11 protein-coding genes and 3 pseudogenes are annotated in these 16,574 nt (G+C 71.2%); 6 read left to right on the top strand and 8 right to left on the bottom strand.

The genetic code is table 11. The annotated features are described in order from the left end of the window. The first annotated feature begins 269 nt into the window (after positions 1-269). Positions 270-818 (top strand): sigma-70 family RNA polymerase sigma factor, encoded by a 549-nt coding sequence (locus tag ACFU5F_RS21900; protein WP_383889732.1) that lies wholly within the window; start codon positions 270-272, stop codon positions 816-818. A 1-nt stretch (position 819) separates the two neighbouring features. Beyond that, complete coding sequence (locus tag ACFU5F_RS21895) at positions 820-1,857, top strand: hypothetical protein (protein ID WP_383889729.1); 1,038 nt, start codon at positions 820-822, stop codon at positions 1,855-1,857. Positions 1,858-1,929: 72 nt separating this feature from the next. On the opposite strand, the gene ACFU5F_RS21890 is transcribed toward ACFU5F_RS21895, so the two are convergent. Next, complete coding sequence (locus ACFU5F_RS21890; RefSeq protein ID WP_383889727.1) at positions 1,930-5,250, bottom strand: S8 family serine peptidase; 3,321 nt, start codon at positions 5,248-5,250, stop codon at positions 1,930-1,932. 222 nt (positions 5,251-5,472) lie between these two features. On the opposite strand from ACFU5F_RS21890, the gene ACFU5F_RS21885 reads away from it, so the two are divergent. The 3 genes from ACFU5F_RS21885 to ACFU5F_RS21875 all read left to right on the top strand — a co-directional run bounded on the left by ACFU5F_RS21885 (position 5,473) and on the right by ACFU5F_RS21875 (position 9,209). Beyond that, a complete protein-coding gene (locus ACFU5F_RS21885) occupies positions 5,473-5,937 on the top strand; it encodes an NUDIX hydrolase (RefSeq protein ID WP_383889724.1) in 465 nt (154 codons plus the stop codon). Positions 5,938-6,168: 231 nt separating this feature from the next. Then, the gene (locus ACFU5F_RS21880; RefSeq protein ID WP_383889721.1) at positions 6,169-7,941 is read left to right on the top strand and encodes a TIGR03767 family metallophosphoesterase; all 1,773 of its coding nucleotides are present in this window, start codon (positions 6,169-6,171) and stop codon (positions 7,939-7,941) included. 113 nt (positions 7,942-8,054) lie between these two features. Continuing rightward, the gene (locus ACFU5F_RS21875) at positions 8,055-9,209 is read left to right on the top strand and encodes a serine hydrolase domain-containing protein (RefSeq protein WP_383889718.1); all 1,155 of its coding nucleotides are present in this window, start codon (positions 8,055-8,057) and stop codon (positions 9,207-9,209) included. A 78-nt stretch (positions 9,210-9,287) separates the two neighbouring features. Here the strand turns inward: ACFU5F_RS21875 and ACFU5F_RS21870 are convergent, their stop codons facing one another. Both ACFU5F_RS21870 and pepN read right to left on the bottom strand, forming a co-directional pair. Next, positions 9,288-10,358 carry a hypothetical protein gene (locus ACFU5F_RS21870; protein ID WP_383889715.1) on the bottom strand — a complete coding sequence of 357 codons (1,071 nt, stop codon included), beginning with the start codon at positions 10,356-10,358 and terminating at the stop codon, positions 9,288-9,290. Positions 10,359-10,623: 265 nt separating this feature from the next. Next, positions 10,624-13,218 (bottom strand): aminopeptidase N, encoded by a 2,595-nt coding sequence (gene pepN, locus ACFU5F_RS21865; RefSeq protein WP_383889713.1) that lies wholly within the window; start codon positions 13,216-13,218, stop codon positions 10,624-10,626. A gap of 160 nt (positions 13,219-13,378) precedes the next feature. Here pepN and ACFU5F_RS21860 point away from each other — a divergent pair, with 160 nt between their 5' ends. After that, entirely contained in the window at positions 13,379-14,032 is a 654-nt protein-coding gene (locus ACFU5F_RS21860) for a DsbA family protein (RefSeq protein ID WP_383889710.1), read from the top strand. A gap of 12 nt (positions 14,033-14,044) precedes the next feature. On the opposite strand, the gene ACFU5F_RS21855 is transcribed toward ACFU5F_RS21860, so the two are convergent. The 5 genes and pseudogenes from ACFU5F_RS21855 to ACFU5F_RS21835 form a co-directional block, all read right to left on the bottom strand. Beyond that, positions 14,045-14,263, bottom strand: coding sequence for a hypothetical protein (locus ACFU5F_RS21855; protein ID WP_383889707.1), 219 nt, complete (start codon positions 14,261-14,263; stop codon positions 14,045-14,047). Positions 14,264-14,541: 278 nt separating this feature from the next. Beyond that, on the bottom strand, positions 14,542-15,189 hold the full coding sequence (locus ACFU5F_RS21850; protein ID WP_383889706.1) for a superoxide dismutase: 648 nt from the start codon (positions 15,187-15,189) through the stop codon (positions 14,542-14,544). Positions 15,190-15,341: 152 nt separating this feature from the next. Beyond that, positions 15,342-15,587, bottom strand: a pseudogene (locus tag ACFU5F_RS21845) (TauD/TfdA dioxygenase family protein); the annotation flags it as partial. Then, positions 15,583-15,828 (bottom strand): annotated as a pseudogene (locus tag ACFU5F_RS21840) (LLM class flavin-dependent oxidoreductase); the annotation flags it as partial. The pseudogenes ACFU5F_RS21845 and ACFU5F_RS21840, both read right to left, overlap by 5 nt. After that, positions 15,789-16,423 (bottom strand): annotated as a pseudogene (locus ACFU5F_RS21835) (ABC transporter ATP-binding protein); the annotation flags it as partial. The pseudogenes ACFU5F_RS21840 and ACFU5F_RS21835, both read right to left, overlap by 40 nt. Positions 16,424-16,574: the final 151 nt, after the last annotated feature.

Raw genomic sequence — 16,574 nt, 5'->3', positions numbered from 1 at the left:
GTTTGACCGGCGGGTCCGACGGCCCGGACGCGGCAGGCCCCGGCACCGGAGCCGCTTCTTTGGCCGCCGCCCCGGCTGAGCTGGAGAAATTCGCCCTACGGCTGCCCTGTACCGCAAGCTGTGCTGCTCCGACCCTGCCCACGGCATCCGGGTGCACGCGAAGGTGTGACGTACGCCTCTGCGCTCCGCCGGGAAACTCGGGCCGGACCCGTCGAACGTTTCGGCCCGTGCCGGCGTCGTAGGGGAAACGCGGGAGGGGAGGGGGGACTGTGCTGCGCAGAAAGGCGCGCCACGTCGAGAGCGTCCGGGAGGCCGAGAGCGTCCGGGAGACGCGCGACCCGCTGGACGAGGCCCAGGAACGGCGGGTGCGGGCGGTGCTCGCGCTCGGCGGTGTGCCGCAGTCGGACCTGCTGGACGGGGTACAGCAGGTCCGACTGCGGCTGCTGGAGCGGGCCGCGAACGGCCAGGAGGCACCGCGGGACGTGTCCGCGTGGGCGGCGGTGGTCGCTTCCAACCTGGCGATGGACTGGCACCGGGCCAAGCGGCGCCAGGAGCGCCTGGGGGAGCGCCTGGCCTCCCTGCGCCAGCACGAGCTGCCCTCCGGCGAGGACTCCAGCGTGCTCTCGCTCGCCGTCGCCCGGGGACTCGACGAGCTGCCCGACGCCCTGCGTCAGGTGCTCGTCCTGCGTTTCTACGCCGACCTGCCGGTGCGCGGCATCGCCGACGAGCTCGGCATCCCCGAGGGCACGGTCAAGAGCAGGCTCCACTCGGCGGTCCGCGCCCTGCGCACCCGCCTGCACGAGGACGAGGTGGTGTGACGTGGCCGCCCGGGACGACAGCAGGCGCGACGCCGAGTACGAGGACGTCGCGCGGAACGGCGCCCCGCGCGCCGGCGACGAACACGACGGCGCTCGGCGGTACGAGGACACCGGTACCGACGGCACCGGTCGCGACGGCACCGGTCGCGACGGCACCGGTCGCGACGACATCGGTCGCGACGACATCGGTCACGACGGCCCGGTCCACGCCGGTATGGACGCGTTGATGGCCGCCCTTCTCGACGAACCGCTGCCCGAGGAGGCACTGCGCGACGCCGAGTTCATGGCGGCGCGGGACGCGGCGGCCGCCGACGTGGCGCTGCTGCGGGAGCAGCTGGGGTTCCTCGGTGAGGCGCTGGCGGTGACGGGTGACGACGCCGTCGCCGGGGCACCGCCGGGGCGACCCGCGGCCGCGCGGCCGGGGGACGCGGCCGGTGCCGAGACGGACCCCGGGCGGGTGTCAGGGACCGCGACGGCCCCCACCGCGTCGGTGACGCCCCTGCTGCCGCGGCCGAACCGTGCCCGCCGGGCCCTGAGGCTCGCCCTCGGCGGCCTCGCCGCCGCCGCGGCAGCCTCGGTGGTCTTTGTTGTGGGCTGGGGCTTCACGCAGACGGACGGGGCGCACAGCACGGCCAAGTCCGGCGCCGCGGCCGACGAGGCGGCGAGCCAGTCCGCCGCTCCGGAGGTCCGTGAGCAGGACGGCTCGGGCTCGCTCTCCCGCGAGGGATACGTCGCCTGCTCCCGCATCATCGTCGAGGGCACCGTCACCGAGGTCCAACCCGTGCCCGGGGCCGCGCAGGACCGGATCACGGTCGAGGTGCGACGCTGGATCAAGCCCGGCAAGGGCGGGGAGCAGATCGTCTTCCCCATGGACCAGGACGTCGACCCGCGGCTGAAGGAGGGCGACCACGTCCTCGTCGGCATCCCCCGCCACGACGCCCACCCGGACGTGTGGACCACCGATGAGGCGGAGATCGCCCGCGACGGGGCCTGGATGGAGAAGGCGCTCCCCGGCTCGGAGAAGCTGTCGTGCGAGTGACCCGCTGAACGCCGAAGGGGCGGGTGTCCTGGTGGACACCCGCCCCTCCGTCACTCACGCACTACCGGCGCGCTACGGCGTGACCTTCTCGATCCGCACGCTGCCGGTGCCCGCGGCGGTGCCGCGCGCGTTGACCAGCTGGACCTGACCGAAGAACTCCCGGCCGGCCGGGGCCTCGGCGGCCGCGACCACTTCACCGGAGACGGTGGCCGACTGGCCCGTGCCGAGCTTGACGGCGGCACCCGCGACCTTCACCTCGCCGAGGGCGGAGGAGAAGAACACGTCACGGTAGTCGTAGGCGGTGGACCCGGACGGGACCGCGTAGCCGACGACCTCGATGGTGTACGTGCCGGCGGCCGGCGACGGCAGGGAGACGGACTCCTCGGAGTCACCGTCCGCGGAGCTGCCGACCTGGGTGCCCGCGGCGTCGTAGACGTACAGGTCGAGGTCGGCGCCCGTGTCGGCGGTGTTGCCGATGGAGACGTCCAGGGACTTGGCGCCCGCGGGCACCGAGACCGTGGAGGTCTGGGTGACACCGGTCGCGATGGTCGGCCGGCCGGTCTTCGCGGAGCCGAGCGGGCCGCCCGTCAGCTTGCCGTCGATGGCGGCGAGCTTGTTGGTCACCTTCCAGGAGACGGCGGTCGGCGTGCCGACCTTGGCCTCGGCCACGGTGACGATCTCGGGGTCGAAGGTCGCCCCGTAGATCGCGAAGTCGAGCTTGAAGGGGTTGTCGAGCACCGGGGAGGTCCGGCGCGACTCGACCTCGAACTCCCAGACACCGGGCTGCGGGTTGGCGTACGAGCGCACGTCCGGCTTGCAGCCTCCGCCGTCCTGGAAGTTGTTGTAGCAGCTCAGGGAGCTGGTGCTCTCGACCGCGAGACCGTACGGGTGGTTGGCGATGAAGCGGGTCTGGCTCTTGTCCTTCAGTCCGCCGATCGCGACCTCGAGGGACTTGGCGCCCTCGGGGACGGTGACGAAGTACGACTTGAAGGCGTTGCGCTGGACCGTGCCCTTCACCGAGTGGGTGTAGTTCAGCGGCTTGGAGACGACCACCGTGTTGAGGATCTGCTTGTCGACGCCCACGGTCTTGGGGTCGTCGACCTCCAGGATCACGCTGCTGATGCCGGCTTCCTCCGGCTTCGCGGCGATCTTCACGGTGACCGGCTTGTTCAGCGGCAGGGAGACCTCGTCGCCGCCGACGATCGAGAACGTGTCGTTCTCGTCGTTCTCCAGGCGCAGGTCGTGCACGATCGCCTTGTCGGCTCCGGTGGTGCGGGTGACGGTGACGTCGTACGTCTTCGACTGTCCGGCCTTCAGGCCGCCCTCGCGGTCGTAGACGCCGGTGCCGAAGCCCGGGGTCTTCAGCGCGAAGTCGATCGCCGTGTCGACGGGGGCCTTGACGGTGTACTCGTGCGCCGAGGCGCCCGCCTTGATCGACTTCCAGGCGGCCTCGATGTCCATCAGGCCCGCGCCCTCGGCGTACGCCTGCACGCGGCGGATGTGGTCCGCGGTCGAGGTCAGCGCGGTGCGCAGCTTCGCGGGCGGGAGGGCGATGCCCTTCTGCTTCGCGGCGCTGAGCAGCAGCGCGGAGGCGCCGGCCGCCTGCGGGGAGGCCATCGAGGTGCCGTTCAGCATCTGGTAGCCGGCCGGCAGCGTGTAGCCGGCCTCGGCGACGCCGGCGCCCGGCAGCCAGGTCTGGGCGGTGTTGACCGCGGCGCCGGGGGCCACCAGGGTCGGGGTGAAGCCGCCGTCCTCACGCGGGCCGCGTGAGGAGAAGTTGAACAGCTGGTAGCCCTTGGCGACCTCGGAGCCGTAGTTCGAGGCCCAGGTCTCCTTGGAGATGGACGCGCCGACCGAGATCACCTTGTCGGCCAGACCGGGGTCGCCGATGGTGTTGGCGCCGGGGCCGGAGTTGCCGGCCGAGATGACCAGCTGCACGCCGTAGGTGTCGATGAGGCGCGTGTACAGCTCGGCGCGCGCGTTGTTGCCGTCGTTCAGCGCCGGGAGGCCGCCGATGGACATGTTGACGATGTCGACGCCGCGGTTGACCACGAGGTCGATCATGCCCTCGGTGAGCGCCACGTTGGTGCAGCCGGGACCGAACTCGCAGGCGCGGGACGAGACGATCTGCGCGCCGGGGGCGGCGCCGTTCATCTTGCCGCCGAACAGGCCGTTGGCGGCGGTGATGCCGGCGACGTGGGTGCCGTGCTCGCTGGAGATCAGACCGATGTTGACGAAGTCGGCCTTCTTGCCGACCCAGTCGCCGCCGAAGGGGTCCATCGGGACGTTCTTGCGGTACTCCACGACGAACGGCTGACGCTCGGCGACGTCGGTCGCCGGGTTGTCGGTGCCGAAGTAGCCGATCTGGTAGCCGTCCTTGTACGGCTTCATCGGCTTGTCGTCGCGGAAGTCGAAGTTCTGGTTCACGTCGACGGTGACCGTGCCGGCCGCCGCGTCGTAGAGCACGCCCCACGCGTCGGTGGTGTCTCCGTCGCGGTTCACGTCGCCCGCCGCGTCGCCGCCCGCCGTGGCGGACTCGCGGAAGGTGTTGACGGAGTAGGTGCCCGCGGGGGCGGTCCAGGTGCGGCCGCCGAAGGTGAACGTCGGGCCGGAGACCGAGTTCGTCATCGGGCGCCAGCTGCCGTCGTTGTCGACGATCGGGTCGGTGGACGTCACCCAGTCGACGATCTTGCGCTCGCCGGTGGTGGTCTTCTGCAGCGCGGGGTGCGCGAGGTCGACGCCGGAGTCCAGGACGCCGATGGTGATGCCCCGGCCGTCCGCCGTCGGGTTCTTCCGCACGAAGTCGACGGCGCCCGTCTCGAAGGACGGGTTGTACGGGTTCTTGGCGGGGGTGTTCTTGTCCGGCCCCGGGTAGGTCTCGGCGACCGTGACCTGCTTCTTCGCGCCCTTCGCGGTGTCCGCGGCCGGCGAGGGGTCGTCGAGGACGATCTCGTGGCGCAGGTCGATGCCCTGCACGGAGGAGAGCTTCGCGGCGGCGGAGATGGCCGAGTCGGCGCTCTTGGTCGGGACGGTGGCGCGGACGTAGCCGAGCTTGTCGTAGGTGCGGCCCACGGAGCCGCCCTTGACCGCGTCCAGCTGCTGGGCGACCTGTTCGGTCTTCCCGGGCGCAGTGGCGATCATCATCGTGACGTTCTTGTCGCCGTCGGCCTTGGCCTCGGCGAGGAGGTCGGCGTCGTTCGAGCCGAGCTTGTCGTGCGCGGACTTGACACCACCGTCGGACGGGACGGCGGTGGACGGGTCGTCCGCCGAGAAGGCCATGGGTATCGGCCCGGCCGCGGAGAGCGCGGCGACCAGACCCGCGGCCACGGCTATGCGGGCCACGCGTCTCGAACCCGACCGGGGGCCGGGCTGGGGGGTGAGGGTCATCGACATCCCTTGTAGGTAAGGAATTCAGTGAGCAGGCATGGGTGATCCGAGCGGCAGGTTCGGATCGGTCCGGTCCGTTATGTGGTCCCGGATGATCGCTCAGTCTTACCAAAGTGATAGTTGTTTGGGGAGTGCTGACCGCGACGGATCCAATTCATGGGGTAAACCCTCAACCCGTCATGCGTGCAATGACCGCGTATGGGTGGACATTGCGGGTAACGTCTGCGCATGCGTGCGCAGTTGAGGGTGGCGGCCTACGCCGTGTGTGTCCGCGAGGAGCGGCTGCTGCTGGCCCGCTGGGTCTCCCGGGACGGCGTGCGGAGGTGGACCCTGCCCGGCGGCGGCATGGAGCACGGCGAGGACCCGTACGACACGGTCGTCCGCGAAGCCGCCGAGGAGACCGGCTACGCCGTCGAGCCCACCACGCTCCTCGGCATCGACACCACCAGACGCGAAGACCGCCGACGGCTGGGCGCCCGCGTCGACTTCCAGGCCCTCCGCATCGTCTACGAGGCCCGCGTCACCGGCGGCGAACTCCGCCACGAGACCGGCGGCTCCACGGACATGGCCGCCTGGCACCCCCTGGCCGAGGTCCCGGACCTGGACCGGGTGGGCCTGGTCGACGTGGGCCTGCGCCTGTGGAGGGAGCGCCCCCACGACGGCCATCCGCCGGTGCACTACCCCGGCAGATGAACACGGAGTGACCGCTTCCCTTCGCTCCCGCTCACATTCGGGAACCTCCGGTGACGCGCACCGTCGCCGAAGATCGACGTACGGTGATCGGCGCTGTCCGTTGCGACGTCGTTAACGTCCAGGCCACCCCCGCTGCCAAGCATCGAGGAAGAGCGGGAACCCCACTCCGGCCCCACCGCGGAGCGGCCCCGCGACCACTTCCGACGCGTTCGCACTCGGGGAGACCGCGCCATGTCGCGCATACGCTCAGTCGCTGCCGCCGCCACCCACCCTGACCGCCGGGCCTTCCTCGCCGCCACCGGCGCGGTCGGCCTCGCCGCGGGGGCCGGCTTCGCCCTGCGGCCGGAGTCCGCCGCCCACGCCGCCACCCCAGCCGCCGGGACCGGCGAGATCCCCCTGGCGAACCTCTCCAGCAGACAGGCCCCCGCCGCGCCCCTCGCGCCGTACACGCGGGGCACGACCCTCGCCTCGGTCGCGGCCCCGCGCAATTCCTCCGGCTACCGCCGCCTCGGCTCCGGCCCGGCCTGGGCCCGGGTCGTCCGCGGCGACCTGGCGGCCCCCAAGTCCGGCCGCGAGAAGCGCCGTACGGCACTGGCGTCCTTCGTGCAGTTCACCGACCTGCACGTGGTGGACGTCCAGCACCCGCTGCGCTACGAGTACCTGCGCGCCCAGACCGCCAGCGCCTGGCGTCCGCAGGAGGCGCTGTCCGTGGCGGGCGCGGTCTCGCTCGTCGAGCGGGTGAACGCGCTGCGCGGGGCCCCGGTGACCGGCTCCCCGCTGCACTTCGTCATGACGACCGGCGACAACACCGACAACAACTCCCGGACGGAACTGGACTGGTTCCTGAAGGTGATGAGCGGCGGCCGTGTCACCCCCAACTCCGGTGACCCGCGCCGCTACGAGGGCGTCCAGAACAGCGGCCTCAAGCTCTACTGGCAGCCCGACGCCGCCCTGCGCGACGCCGACAAGCAGCTCGGCTTCCCGCGCCTGAACGGCTTCCTCGCCGCCGCGATCCGCGAGGTCAACAGCCCCGGCCTGAACGTCCCCTGGTACTCCACGGTCGGCAACCACGACTCCCTCCCCGGCGGCTGCTACGCCCCCGGCGACTCCTGGTTCGCCGACTTCGCGGTCGGCGGCCGGAAGCTGATGACGCTGGACGAGCGGACCGGCAAGGCCCTCTGGGACAACGTCAAGAGCGGCGGCGATCCCCGGGGCGCCGAGTGGAAGGCCGTCCTCAAGGCCCAGGCGAAGAAGATGCGCGCGGTCACCCCGGACGAGGGCCGCGCCCCCTTCACCCCGCGGGACTACCTCAAGGCCCACCTGGACCCGGCCCACACGGGCCCCGGCCCGGTCGGCCACGGCTACTCGAAGGCCAACCTGGACGCCCGCACCCAGTACTACGCCTTCCGCATCGGCGACGACGTCATCGGCATCAGCCTCGACTCCACCGACCCCGGCGGCCACTACGAGGGCTCACTCGGCACGGCCCAGCTCACGTGGCTGGAGCGTACGTTGAAGGAGGCGGCCAAGGACGGTTCGTACGCCGTCGTGTTCAGCCACCACACCAGCGCCTCGATGCGCAACCTCCGCAAGGACCCCGCGCGCCCCGGCGAGGCGCGCCACAGCGGTGACGAGGTGCTGTCCCTGCTCGGCCGTCACCGCAATGTTCTGGCCTGGGTGAACGGCCACAGCCACCGCAACCGCATCACCCCGCATTCGGCCCCGGGCGGCGGCTCCTTCTGGGAGATCTCCACGGCCTCCCACATCGACTTCCCCCAACTCGCCCGTGTCATCGAGCTGGTGGACAACAAGGACGGCACGATCTCCCTCTTCACCACCCTGATCGAATCGGCCGCCCCGCACGCCACCGATTTCACGGACCTCTCGCAGACCGGCCTCGCCGCCCTCTACCGCGAGCTGTCCTACAACGCGCCCGGCCGCCGCGACACGCTCACCGGCACCCCCCGCGACCGCAACACGGAGCTGGTGCTGCGGAAGGGCTGAAAACGGCTCAACCGGCGCGCATGTGCTCAACCTCCCCGCCCGTCGCCGTGTCCCCTCTCGCGACCGGACCTTCTCGGAACCGCCGAGAATGTCGGTGCGAAGGGGGAGACCACATGCAGGCTCGCACGGCACGTGGGGCGCGTACGGTTCTGGTGGCGGCGACCGCCGTGGCTGCGGCGGTGGCGTCGGCCGCGCCCGCCGTCGCGGCACCGGCCAGAACCGACCACACCGCGACCAGGGAGGCCATGGACGCGGCGGTGAAGGACGGTGTTCCGGGCGTGGCCCTCCAGACCAAGGACAGGCGCGGCGTCTGGAAGGCCACCTCCGGCGTCGGTGACATCAGGACGGACAAGCCGCGCTCCGCCCACGACCGCTACCGCGTCGGCAGTATCACGAAGACCTTCGTGTCGACGGTCCTGCTCCAACTGGAGGCCGAGGGCAGGCTGTCACTGGACGACAAGGTCGACAAGTGGCTGCCGGGCCTGGTGCACGGCAACGGCCACGACGGCCGCGCGGTGACCCTTCGTCAGCTTCTCAACCACACCAGCGGAATCTCCGACTACACGTCCGACGAGGAGTTCGGCCGCACGTACTTCCTGAAGGACGGCTTCTTCCGGCACCGTTACGACACGGCTCCCCCGGAGCGACTGGTGGCGGTCGCCATGAAGCACAAGCCGGACTTCGCCCCCGGCACCGACTGGAACTACTCGAACACCAACTACGTCCTGGCCGGCATGGTGATCGGCAAGGCCACGGGCAACCCGTACGGAGACGAGGTTCGCGCCCGCGTCATCGAGCCCCTCGGCCTGCGCTCCACCCTTGTGCCGGGCACGTATCCGAAGGTCCCCGGGCCGAGCAGCCGCGCGTACGGCAAGCTGGCCGAGACGGCGACGGGCCCGACCTACGACGTCACGGAGCTGAACCCCTCCCTGGCCCATGCGGCGGGCGAGATGATCTCCGACTCCGGCGACCTCAACCGCTTCTACACCGCGCTGCTCAAGGGCAGGCTCCTGCCGCCGAAGCAGCTCGCCGAGATGAAGACCACGATCAAGGTCGACGAGATGCCCGGCGCCGGCTACGGCCTGGGCCTCATCGAACGCAAGCTCAGCTGCGGCATCACCGTCTGGGGCCACGGCGGCGGCATCCATGGCTCCACCTCCGAAGCCGTCACCACCTCCGACGGCCGCCATTCCCTCGCCTTCAACCTCAACAGCGACTGGACGGGCGACCCCGAGGCGATCGTGGAGGCTGAGTTCTGCGACACGTAGTCGCCCCGGCATGAGGAAGGGCCGCCGGTTCGCCGGCGGCCCTTCCTCTCCCCTCCTGATGTCCCCGGGTTACCCGATTTACCGGGGGAGCACCACGACATACGCGGCCGGATCGCGGTCGCACGACGCCATCAGCGCGGTGCGCACGACGGTCGCCTGCTGCTCCAGGGAGTCACGCAGCTTCCGGGGGCTGATGTGGACGACGGTGATGCCGAGCCGCTCCAGCAGCTCGCGCTTGCGGGCGTACTCGGACCACAGCGCGTCGTCGTCCTGCCGCGGGGCGCGGGTGTCCAGCTCGACCGCGACGGCCTGCTCCGGCCAGTACGCGTCGAGACCGCCGAGGTGCGGGCCGCCCGGCAGGCGCAGGTCGACGTTCCAGACCGGGTCGGGCAGGGCGTGTTCGCGCACCATCCGGTAGAGGTGGTCCTCCGCGATCGCCCGGCCCTCGGCGAGCAGCGAGTCCACCGCGTCGGCCACGTGCGGACGGTTCAGCAGCCGTGCCGCGGTCAACTCCCGCACCACTGCCACCGGTTCCGTGTGCCCGGCGCGCACCGCCTCCGTCAGCAGCCGGCGCACCACGCCCGCGTCGGAGAGTTCCGCGACCGCGTCGGCGAGGGCACGCGGCACGGGGGCGACGGGCAGGCCGGTCACGTACGACGGGGTCGGCATGGCCGGGGTGCGGACGATCCGCGCGCAGCCCGTGGTCCGCAGCCGGCGCATACGCGGCACGAGCACGTCGATCGTGTCGAGGGAGGGCAGCGGCGGCGCGGACGTGAACCCGTGCAGGGTCAGGGCGGCCAGGCCCGTGATCACCGCCTCCGGGTAGCGGGGTGCCGGGCGGGGCTCGTCGGCGTTCGGCTGCGCGGGCACCCCGACGGACGCCGCGGCCCCGGTGACCGTCGCGCGGAACGGTGAGCGGGCCGCGTACGAGAGCACCGCGTGCAGGCGCTCCTCGGAGGTGGGCGGGCCCGGGTGCAGCAGGAACACACCCGGCAGGAGCTGCTGCCAGGAACCGCCGGGCCGGCACCGCTCGTTCGTCTCGGCGGCGGTGACACCCTGCGCGCGCAGCTGCGCGGCCGTCAGCACCCGGCGCGTGACGTCCGAGAGGCGACGGAGGGGGCGGGGGGAGAGCGGGGTGTTGTGGGTCATGACCCGGAGGTTCCCGCTCCGGAGCCGTGGATTAACCGCTGTTACAGGCTCGTCGACAAATCCGGACAAGACCACACTAAAGTACGTGCGTTCGACTGCCGATATCCGCTGGTCCGGACGCGATCGGAAAAGGTTACGGCTCCGATTACCCGAATTCTGTAACCCTCAACCGGGTCGGGCCCTCGCCCCCGAGCCCCGGTCGCGTGCACCGGCGGCTGCCGCACGGCAGCCGCCGGGTGCACAACACACCCCGCCCCGACGGCAGTTACGCAGTGGCCTCCGCCGCCGCGTCACACGCCTGCGCCCGCAGGGCCCGCGCCAGATCGTCCCGCGCCTCCAGCACCAGCCTCCGCAGCGCCGGGGCCGCCTTCTCGTGCGCGGCGAGCCACGCGTCCGTCGCGTCCAGCGTCCCGGGGGAGTCCTGCAGTGACGGGAACAGCCCCCGCACCACGTCCATCCCGATCTGGATGGACCGCTCGGCCCAGACCCGCTCGATCACCTCGAAGTACTTCGCGGCGTAGGGCGCCACCAGCTCCCGCTGGGAGGGCCGCCCGAACCCCGCGATCGTCGCCTCGACCAGCGCGTTGGACATCGTGTCCGACTCCACGACCGAGACCCACGCCTGCGCCTTGACCGCCGCGGACGGCCGCGCCGCCAGACATCGCACCTGGTGCCGCTTCCCGGAGGCCGTGTCGTCCCGCGCCAGCTCGGCGGCCAGCATCGCCTCGTCGGCGACCCCGTGCGTCGCCAGCGGTTCCAGGAAGGCCCACCGCAGCTCCTGGTCGACGTCCAGCCCGTCGACCTTCTCGGTCCCGGCCAACAGTCCCCGCAGCAACGCCAGATCGCCCTCGCCCGAGGCCACCGAGGCGAAGAAGCGGGCCCACGTCAGCTGGTGCTGACTGCCCGCCTCGGCCGCCCGCAGCTCCCGCAGCGCGCCCTCCGCCAGGAGCCGGCCGCCGGTCTGGCGCCACTCGGGCGCCGCGTAGTGCGTGAGCGCCGACCCGGCCCAGGCGTGCAGCATCTGCAGCACCCCGATGTCGGACTCGCGCCCCGCGAACCGCAGGACGAGGTCGACGAAGTCCCGCGCCGGCAGCAGCGCGTCCCGCGTCAGGTTCCACAGCGCCGACCAGCACAGCGCCCGGGCCAGCGGGTCGCAGACGTCCCCGAGCCCGGCCCGCAGCGTGTCCAGCGACCCCGCGTCGAACCGGATCTTGCAGTACGTCAGGTCGTCGTCGTTGACCAGCACCAGCTCGGGCGCCTCGGCCCCGGCCAGCTCGCCCACGACCGTACGCGGCCCGTCCACGTCCACCTCGGCCCGCGCGTACCGCTCCAGCGCGCCCCCTTCGGCGCCGCGCCGGTACAGGCCGATCGCCACCCGGTGCGGCCGCAGCTCGGGGTGCGACTCGGCGGCCTCCTGCACCACGGCCAGCTCGTCGATCCGGCCGTCGGCGGCGAGCAGCACCTGCGGGGTGAGGGAGTTGACCCCGGCCGTCTGCAGCCACGCGCGCGACCAGGAGACCATGTCCCGTCCGCTGGTCTCCTCCAGGACCGACAGCAGGTCGCCCAGTTTCGTGTTGCCGTACGCGTTCCGCTTGAAGTAGCGCCGGGCTCCCTCCAGGAAGGCGTCGCGGCCCACGTACGCCACCAGCTGCTTCAGTACGGAGGCGCCCTTGGCGTACGTGATGCCGTCGAAGTTGAGCTTCGCGTCCTCCAGGTCACGGATGTCGGCCGTGACGGGGTGGGTGGAAGGCAGCTGGTCGGCGCGGTACGCCCAGGACTTGCGGTTGTTGGCGAAGGTGACCCAGCCGTTGGTGAAGCGGGTCGCCTCGACCATCGAGAAGGACCCCATGAAGTCGGCGAAGGACTCCTTCAGCCACAGGTCGTCCCACCACACCATGGTCACCAGGTCGCCGAACCACATGTGCGCCATCTCGTGAAGGATCACGTTGGCCCGCCGCTCGTACGACGCCCGCGTGACCTTGCCACGGAAGATGAACTCCTCGCGGAAGGTGACGAGTCCCGGGTTCTCCATCGCGCCGAGGTTGTACTCGGGCACGAACGCCTGGTCGTACTTCCCGAACGGGTACGGGTAGTCGAAGTGGTCGTGGAAGAAGTCCAGGCCCTGCTTGGTGATCAGGAAGACGTCGTCGGAGTCGAAGTAGGGGGCGAGACCCTTGCGGCACATCGCGCCGAGGGGGATCTCCAGCCGCGTACCGTCCTCGAAGACCCGCTCGTAGGTGTCCGTCACGTAGTGGTACGGGCCCGCGGCGAACGCCGTGATGTACGTCGAGATCGGCTTGGTCTCCGCGAACCGCCACACCCCGTCCGTCAGCTCGCCGACGCCGTTGCTCCACACGACCCAGCCCTCGGGCGCGCGCACCTCGAAACGGAACGGGGCCTTGAGGTCCGGCTGCTCGAAGTTGGCGAAGACCCGCCGGGAGTCGGCCGGCTCGTACTGGGTGTAGAGGTAGATCTCGCCGTCCTCGGGGTCGACGAAGCGGTGCATGCCCTCACCGGTGCGGGAGTAGGCGCACTGGGCGTCGACCACCAGCTCGTTCTCGGCGGCCAGGTCGTCGAGGACGATCCGGGAGCCGTCGAAGACCTCGCTCGGGTCGAGATCCTTGCCGTTGAGGGAGACGGCCGTCACACTCGGCGCGATCAGATCGGCGAAGCTGCCGGCGCCCGGCTCGGCGCAGCGGAAGCGGATCGTCGTCACCGAGCGGAAGGTGCGCGGCCCGCCGGCGGGGCCACCCGCGTCGCCTACGGCCGACCGCAGGTCCAGAGAGACCTCGTAACCGTCGACGGACAGCAGCGCGGCCCTCTCCTGGGCCTCGTCGCGGGACAGATTCTCACCGGGCACGGGGGCACTCCCTCGGGGTGGTGTTCAGGCGGTGTTCAGCATGCGGACAGGACCGATCCTGCCATGCGCACCTGACGGCGGGCAGGTGGGAATGCGACGCCCGGCCGTGGGTGTTGCGAGCTGAGACGACTGCCTTCCGAACGCCCATCCGAGGAGAACCATGTCCGAGCAGACCTCCGGCAAGACCCCTGTCGACTTCTGGTTCGACCCGCTGTGCCCATGGGCCTGGATGACCTCGCGGTGGGTCCTGGAGGTGGAGAAGGTCCGGGACATCGAGGTCCGCTGGCACCTGATGAGCCTCGCCGTCCTCAACGAACCCAAGATCGACGAGCTGCCCGAGGAGTACCGCGAGCTGCTGGAGAAGAAGGCGTGGGGTCCGGTCCGGATCGTCATAGCCGCCCAGGAGGAGCACGGCGCCGAGGTCCTCGGTGACCTCTACACCGCGATGGGCACGCGCATCCACAACCAGGGTGAGGGCCCGGAGAAGGAGACGGTCGCCGCCGCCCTGAAGGACGTGGGCCTCCCGGACTCCCTCATGGACCACTGGGACTCCACCCCGTACGAGCCGCAGTTGCGCGCCTCCCACAAGGAGGGCATCGACAAGGTCGGCCAGGACGTCGGCACCCCCGTCATCGCCGTCCCCGGCGCCGACGGCGAGCAGATCGCCTTCTTCGGCCCGGTCGTCACCCCCGCCCCCCAGGGCGAGGAGGCCGCCAAGCTCTGGGACGGCACCCTCCTCGTCGCCTCGGTCCCCGGCTTCTACGAGCTCAAGCGCACCCGCACCCAGGGACCGGACTTCAGCAACCTGGTCTGACCGGAGGCCGGGTCACCGGAAGTGCTCGGGGAGGGTCAGCCCCTCGCTCTGGTTTCCGTACGGCTGGACGAACAGGCAGCGGCCCTTCTCGCCGTGGTTGGCGCAGCGCCACCAGCCGGCCGGGTTCCTGCCCAGGGACGTGAGATACGCCCGCACCTCCTTGTCGGCCTTGTGGAACGGCAGGGGCTTGCCTCCCCCACAAGGAGGACAGTGCTTGTAGCTCGTGTCCATACGACCTCCCGGGTCCGGTCGGCCGGATCGGGAATCCGGCCGGAAACGGGAGCATAGGGCGAAAGCCCAGGAAACCGTCAGACCGGAACGTGTCCCGTCGTTGGCGTGTTCCGGCACCCCGGGAAAAGCCTGTCCCGGTACCCCGGGCAAGCGAGTCCCGGTACCCCGGACAAGCGAGAACCCCCGCGAGTCACGTCCTCGCGGGGGTTCTCCTTCATCCGCCTGCCGGTGAACGGTGAGAAGACGATCACGAGCAGGACGCCCTGGCGGGCCCCGGCTCAGGGGGCCAGGAGCAGTACGTCCGCGCGCTCCTTGGCGGCGGCGTGACGGCGGGCCACGTCCTGCCAGTTGACGACGGCCCACATGGCGTCGATGAAGTCGACCTTCTGGTTCCTGTACTGCAGGTAGAAGGCGTGCTCCCAGGCGTCGAAGACCAGGATCGGGGTGGAGCCCTGGCCGACGTTGCCCTGGTGGTCGTAGACCTGCTCGACGATCAGGCGCCCGCTGAGCGGCTCGTGGGCCAGCACGCCCCAGCCCGAACCCTGCGTCGTCGCCGACGCCTTGGTCAGCTGCGCCTTGAAGCCCGCGAAGGAGCCGAAGGACTCGGTGATCGCGTCCGCCAGCTCGCCCACGCCGTCCGCGGCCAGCGGCTCGCCGCCGCCGTCCTTCGGGCCGGTCATGTTCTGCCAGTAGATCGAGTGCAGGATGTGGCCGGAGAGGTGGAAGGCCAGGTTCTTCTGCAGCCCGTTGACCGATCCCCAGCTCTCCTTGTCCCGCGCCTCGGCCAGCTGCTCCAGGGTGTCGTTCGCGCCCTTGACGTACGCCGCGTGGTGCTTGTCGTGGTGCAGCTCGATGATCTCGGGGCTGATCACCGGGGCGAGCGCCGCGTAGTCGTACGGAAGCTCCGGGAGCGTGTAGACGGGCATGGGGGTCCCCTCCGACCTCTTATTGCAAAGTACTTGCAACTGCAGGCTAGCAGCAAGAGACTGTGGGGGCGTGCCCGGCACGCGAAAGGGCCCTCGCGCGAACCGACCGTCCGTCCTGCGCGCGAGGGCCCTGAGGTGTGCGGGCCGAGCCGTCAGCAGGCGGCCACGGCCACCCTCTTCTGCCGTGCGGCCACGGACGTGTAGGGCGAGGCGTCGCCCGCGATCGAGTGGCTCTCCCCGCCGTCGATGCACACCGGCACGTCACCGGCCACGGTCACCCGGTGCAGCCGGCGCGGCAGTCCGTCGTAGTTGTCGATGGAGTAGTGCCGGGTGATGCGGTTGTCGAAGACGACCAGCTGGTTCTCGGACCAGCGGTGACGCAGCACGTTCTTCCAGCGCGGTCAGCAGGGTCAGCGGTTCCAGGGCGCCCGCCGGACGCTGGCCCACGCTGCCCCACAACTGCGGGCCGTCGGCCAGGAACAGCGAGTCGAACGTGCCGCGCTCCGCGATCCGGGCCAGCCGCACGTAGTGGTCCAGTGCGACGTGCGCATACGGGTCGGACTCGGACAGCCGCCACGACGCCTCGTGGTGACCGGTGTTCATGAGGAACGCGTTGAGATGGAGCTGTCGTGCGGGCACGTGTCTGTTCGTCCGGGCCGCTGGTGGTCCTCTTTCACGCCGAGCGCGGCCAGCGGCCGTTCGCGGTAGTCGCCCAGCAGGGGGTCCCGATACGAGCGCGGGTACGGGCGGTCGATGGTCAGGTCGAGGCCGATGCGGCCCTCTTCGAGCACGAGGACCCGGTCGGCGAGCACGATCGCCTCGTCCACGTCGTGGGTGACGAGCAGCACGGAGGGCCTGTGGCGCTCCACAGCTGCCTGAGCAGGGAGTGCATCCGGATCCGGGTGAGCGCGTCCAGAGCGCCGAACGGCTCGTCGGCCGACAGGAGTTCGAGGTCGCGGACCAGCGAGCGGGCCAGTGCCGCGCGCTGGGCCTCGCCGCCGGACAGCTCGCTGGGCCAGGCGCGCTCGCGGCCCTTCAGGCCCACCTCGGCGAGTGCCTCACGGCCCCGGCCGGCGGCCTCCTTGCCCTCCGTGCCGAGCAGTACGTTGTCCAGCACCCGCCGCCAGGGCCGCAGCCGGGAGTCCTGGACGACGACGGACACCCGGTCCGGCGCGCTGAGCCGCCCGCTGCCCACCACCTCGTGGTCGAGCCCCGCGACCGCCCGCAGCAGAGTTCGGCCTCACGGAGGAGACCGAGCCCCGTGAACCGGGCGCAGTAGTCGGTCACCGAGGCGGGGAGAGCCCGGTCACCCGGGCGATGTTGCTCCGCGCCACGGGCCCGTGTTCCAGCACGGACCGCAGCACCACGTGGGCGCTGGTCCGCCG

Source organism: Streptomyces sp. NPDC057438 (genome assembly GCF_042802995.1).
Taxonomy (GTDB): Bacteria; Actinomycetota; Actinomycetes; order Streptomycetales; family Streptomycetaceae; genus Streptomyces.
Note: the sequence above shows the minus strand (reverse complement) of the source record. Positions and strands in the feature narration are given on the sequence as shown.

Excerpts from the sequence above, each read along its gene's own strand:
- ACFU5F_RS21890 (WP_383889727.1), bottom strand. The coding sequence starts at position 5,250 with ATGTCGATGACCCTCACCCCCCAGCCCGGCCCCCGGTCGGGTTCGAGA.
- ACFU5F_RS21885 (WP_383889724.1), top strand. The coding sequence starts at position 5,473 with ATGCGTGCGCAGTTGAGGGTGGCGGCCTACGCCGTGTGTGTCCGCGAG.
- ACFU5F_RS21880 (WP_383889721.1), top strand. The coding sequence starts at position 6,169 with ATGTCGCGCATACGCTCAGTCGCTGCCGCCGCCACCCACCCTGACCGC.
- ACFU5F_RS21875 (WP_383889718.1), top strand. The coding sequence starts at position 8,055 with ATGCAGGCTCGCACGGCACGTGGGGCGCGTACGGTTCTGGTGGCGGCG.
- ACFU5F_RS21870 (WP_383889715.1), bottom strand. The coding sequence starts at position 10,358 with ATGACCCACAACACCCCGCTCTCCCCCCGCCCCCTCCGTCGCCTCTCG.
- ACFU5F_RS21860 (WP_383889710.1), top strand. The coding sequence starts at position 13,379 with ATGTCCGAGCAGACCTCCGGCAAGACCCCTGTCGACTTCTGGTTCGAC.
- ACFU5F_RS21855 (WP_383889707.1), bottom strand. The coding sequence starts at position 14,263 with ATGGACACGAGCTACAAGCACTGTCCTCCTTGTGGGGGAGGCAAGCCC.
- ACFU5F_RS21850 (WP_383889706.1), bottom strand. The coding sequence starts at position 15,189 with ATGCCCGTCTACACGCTCCCGGAGCTTCCGTACGACTACGCGGCGCTC.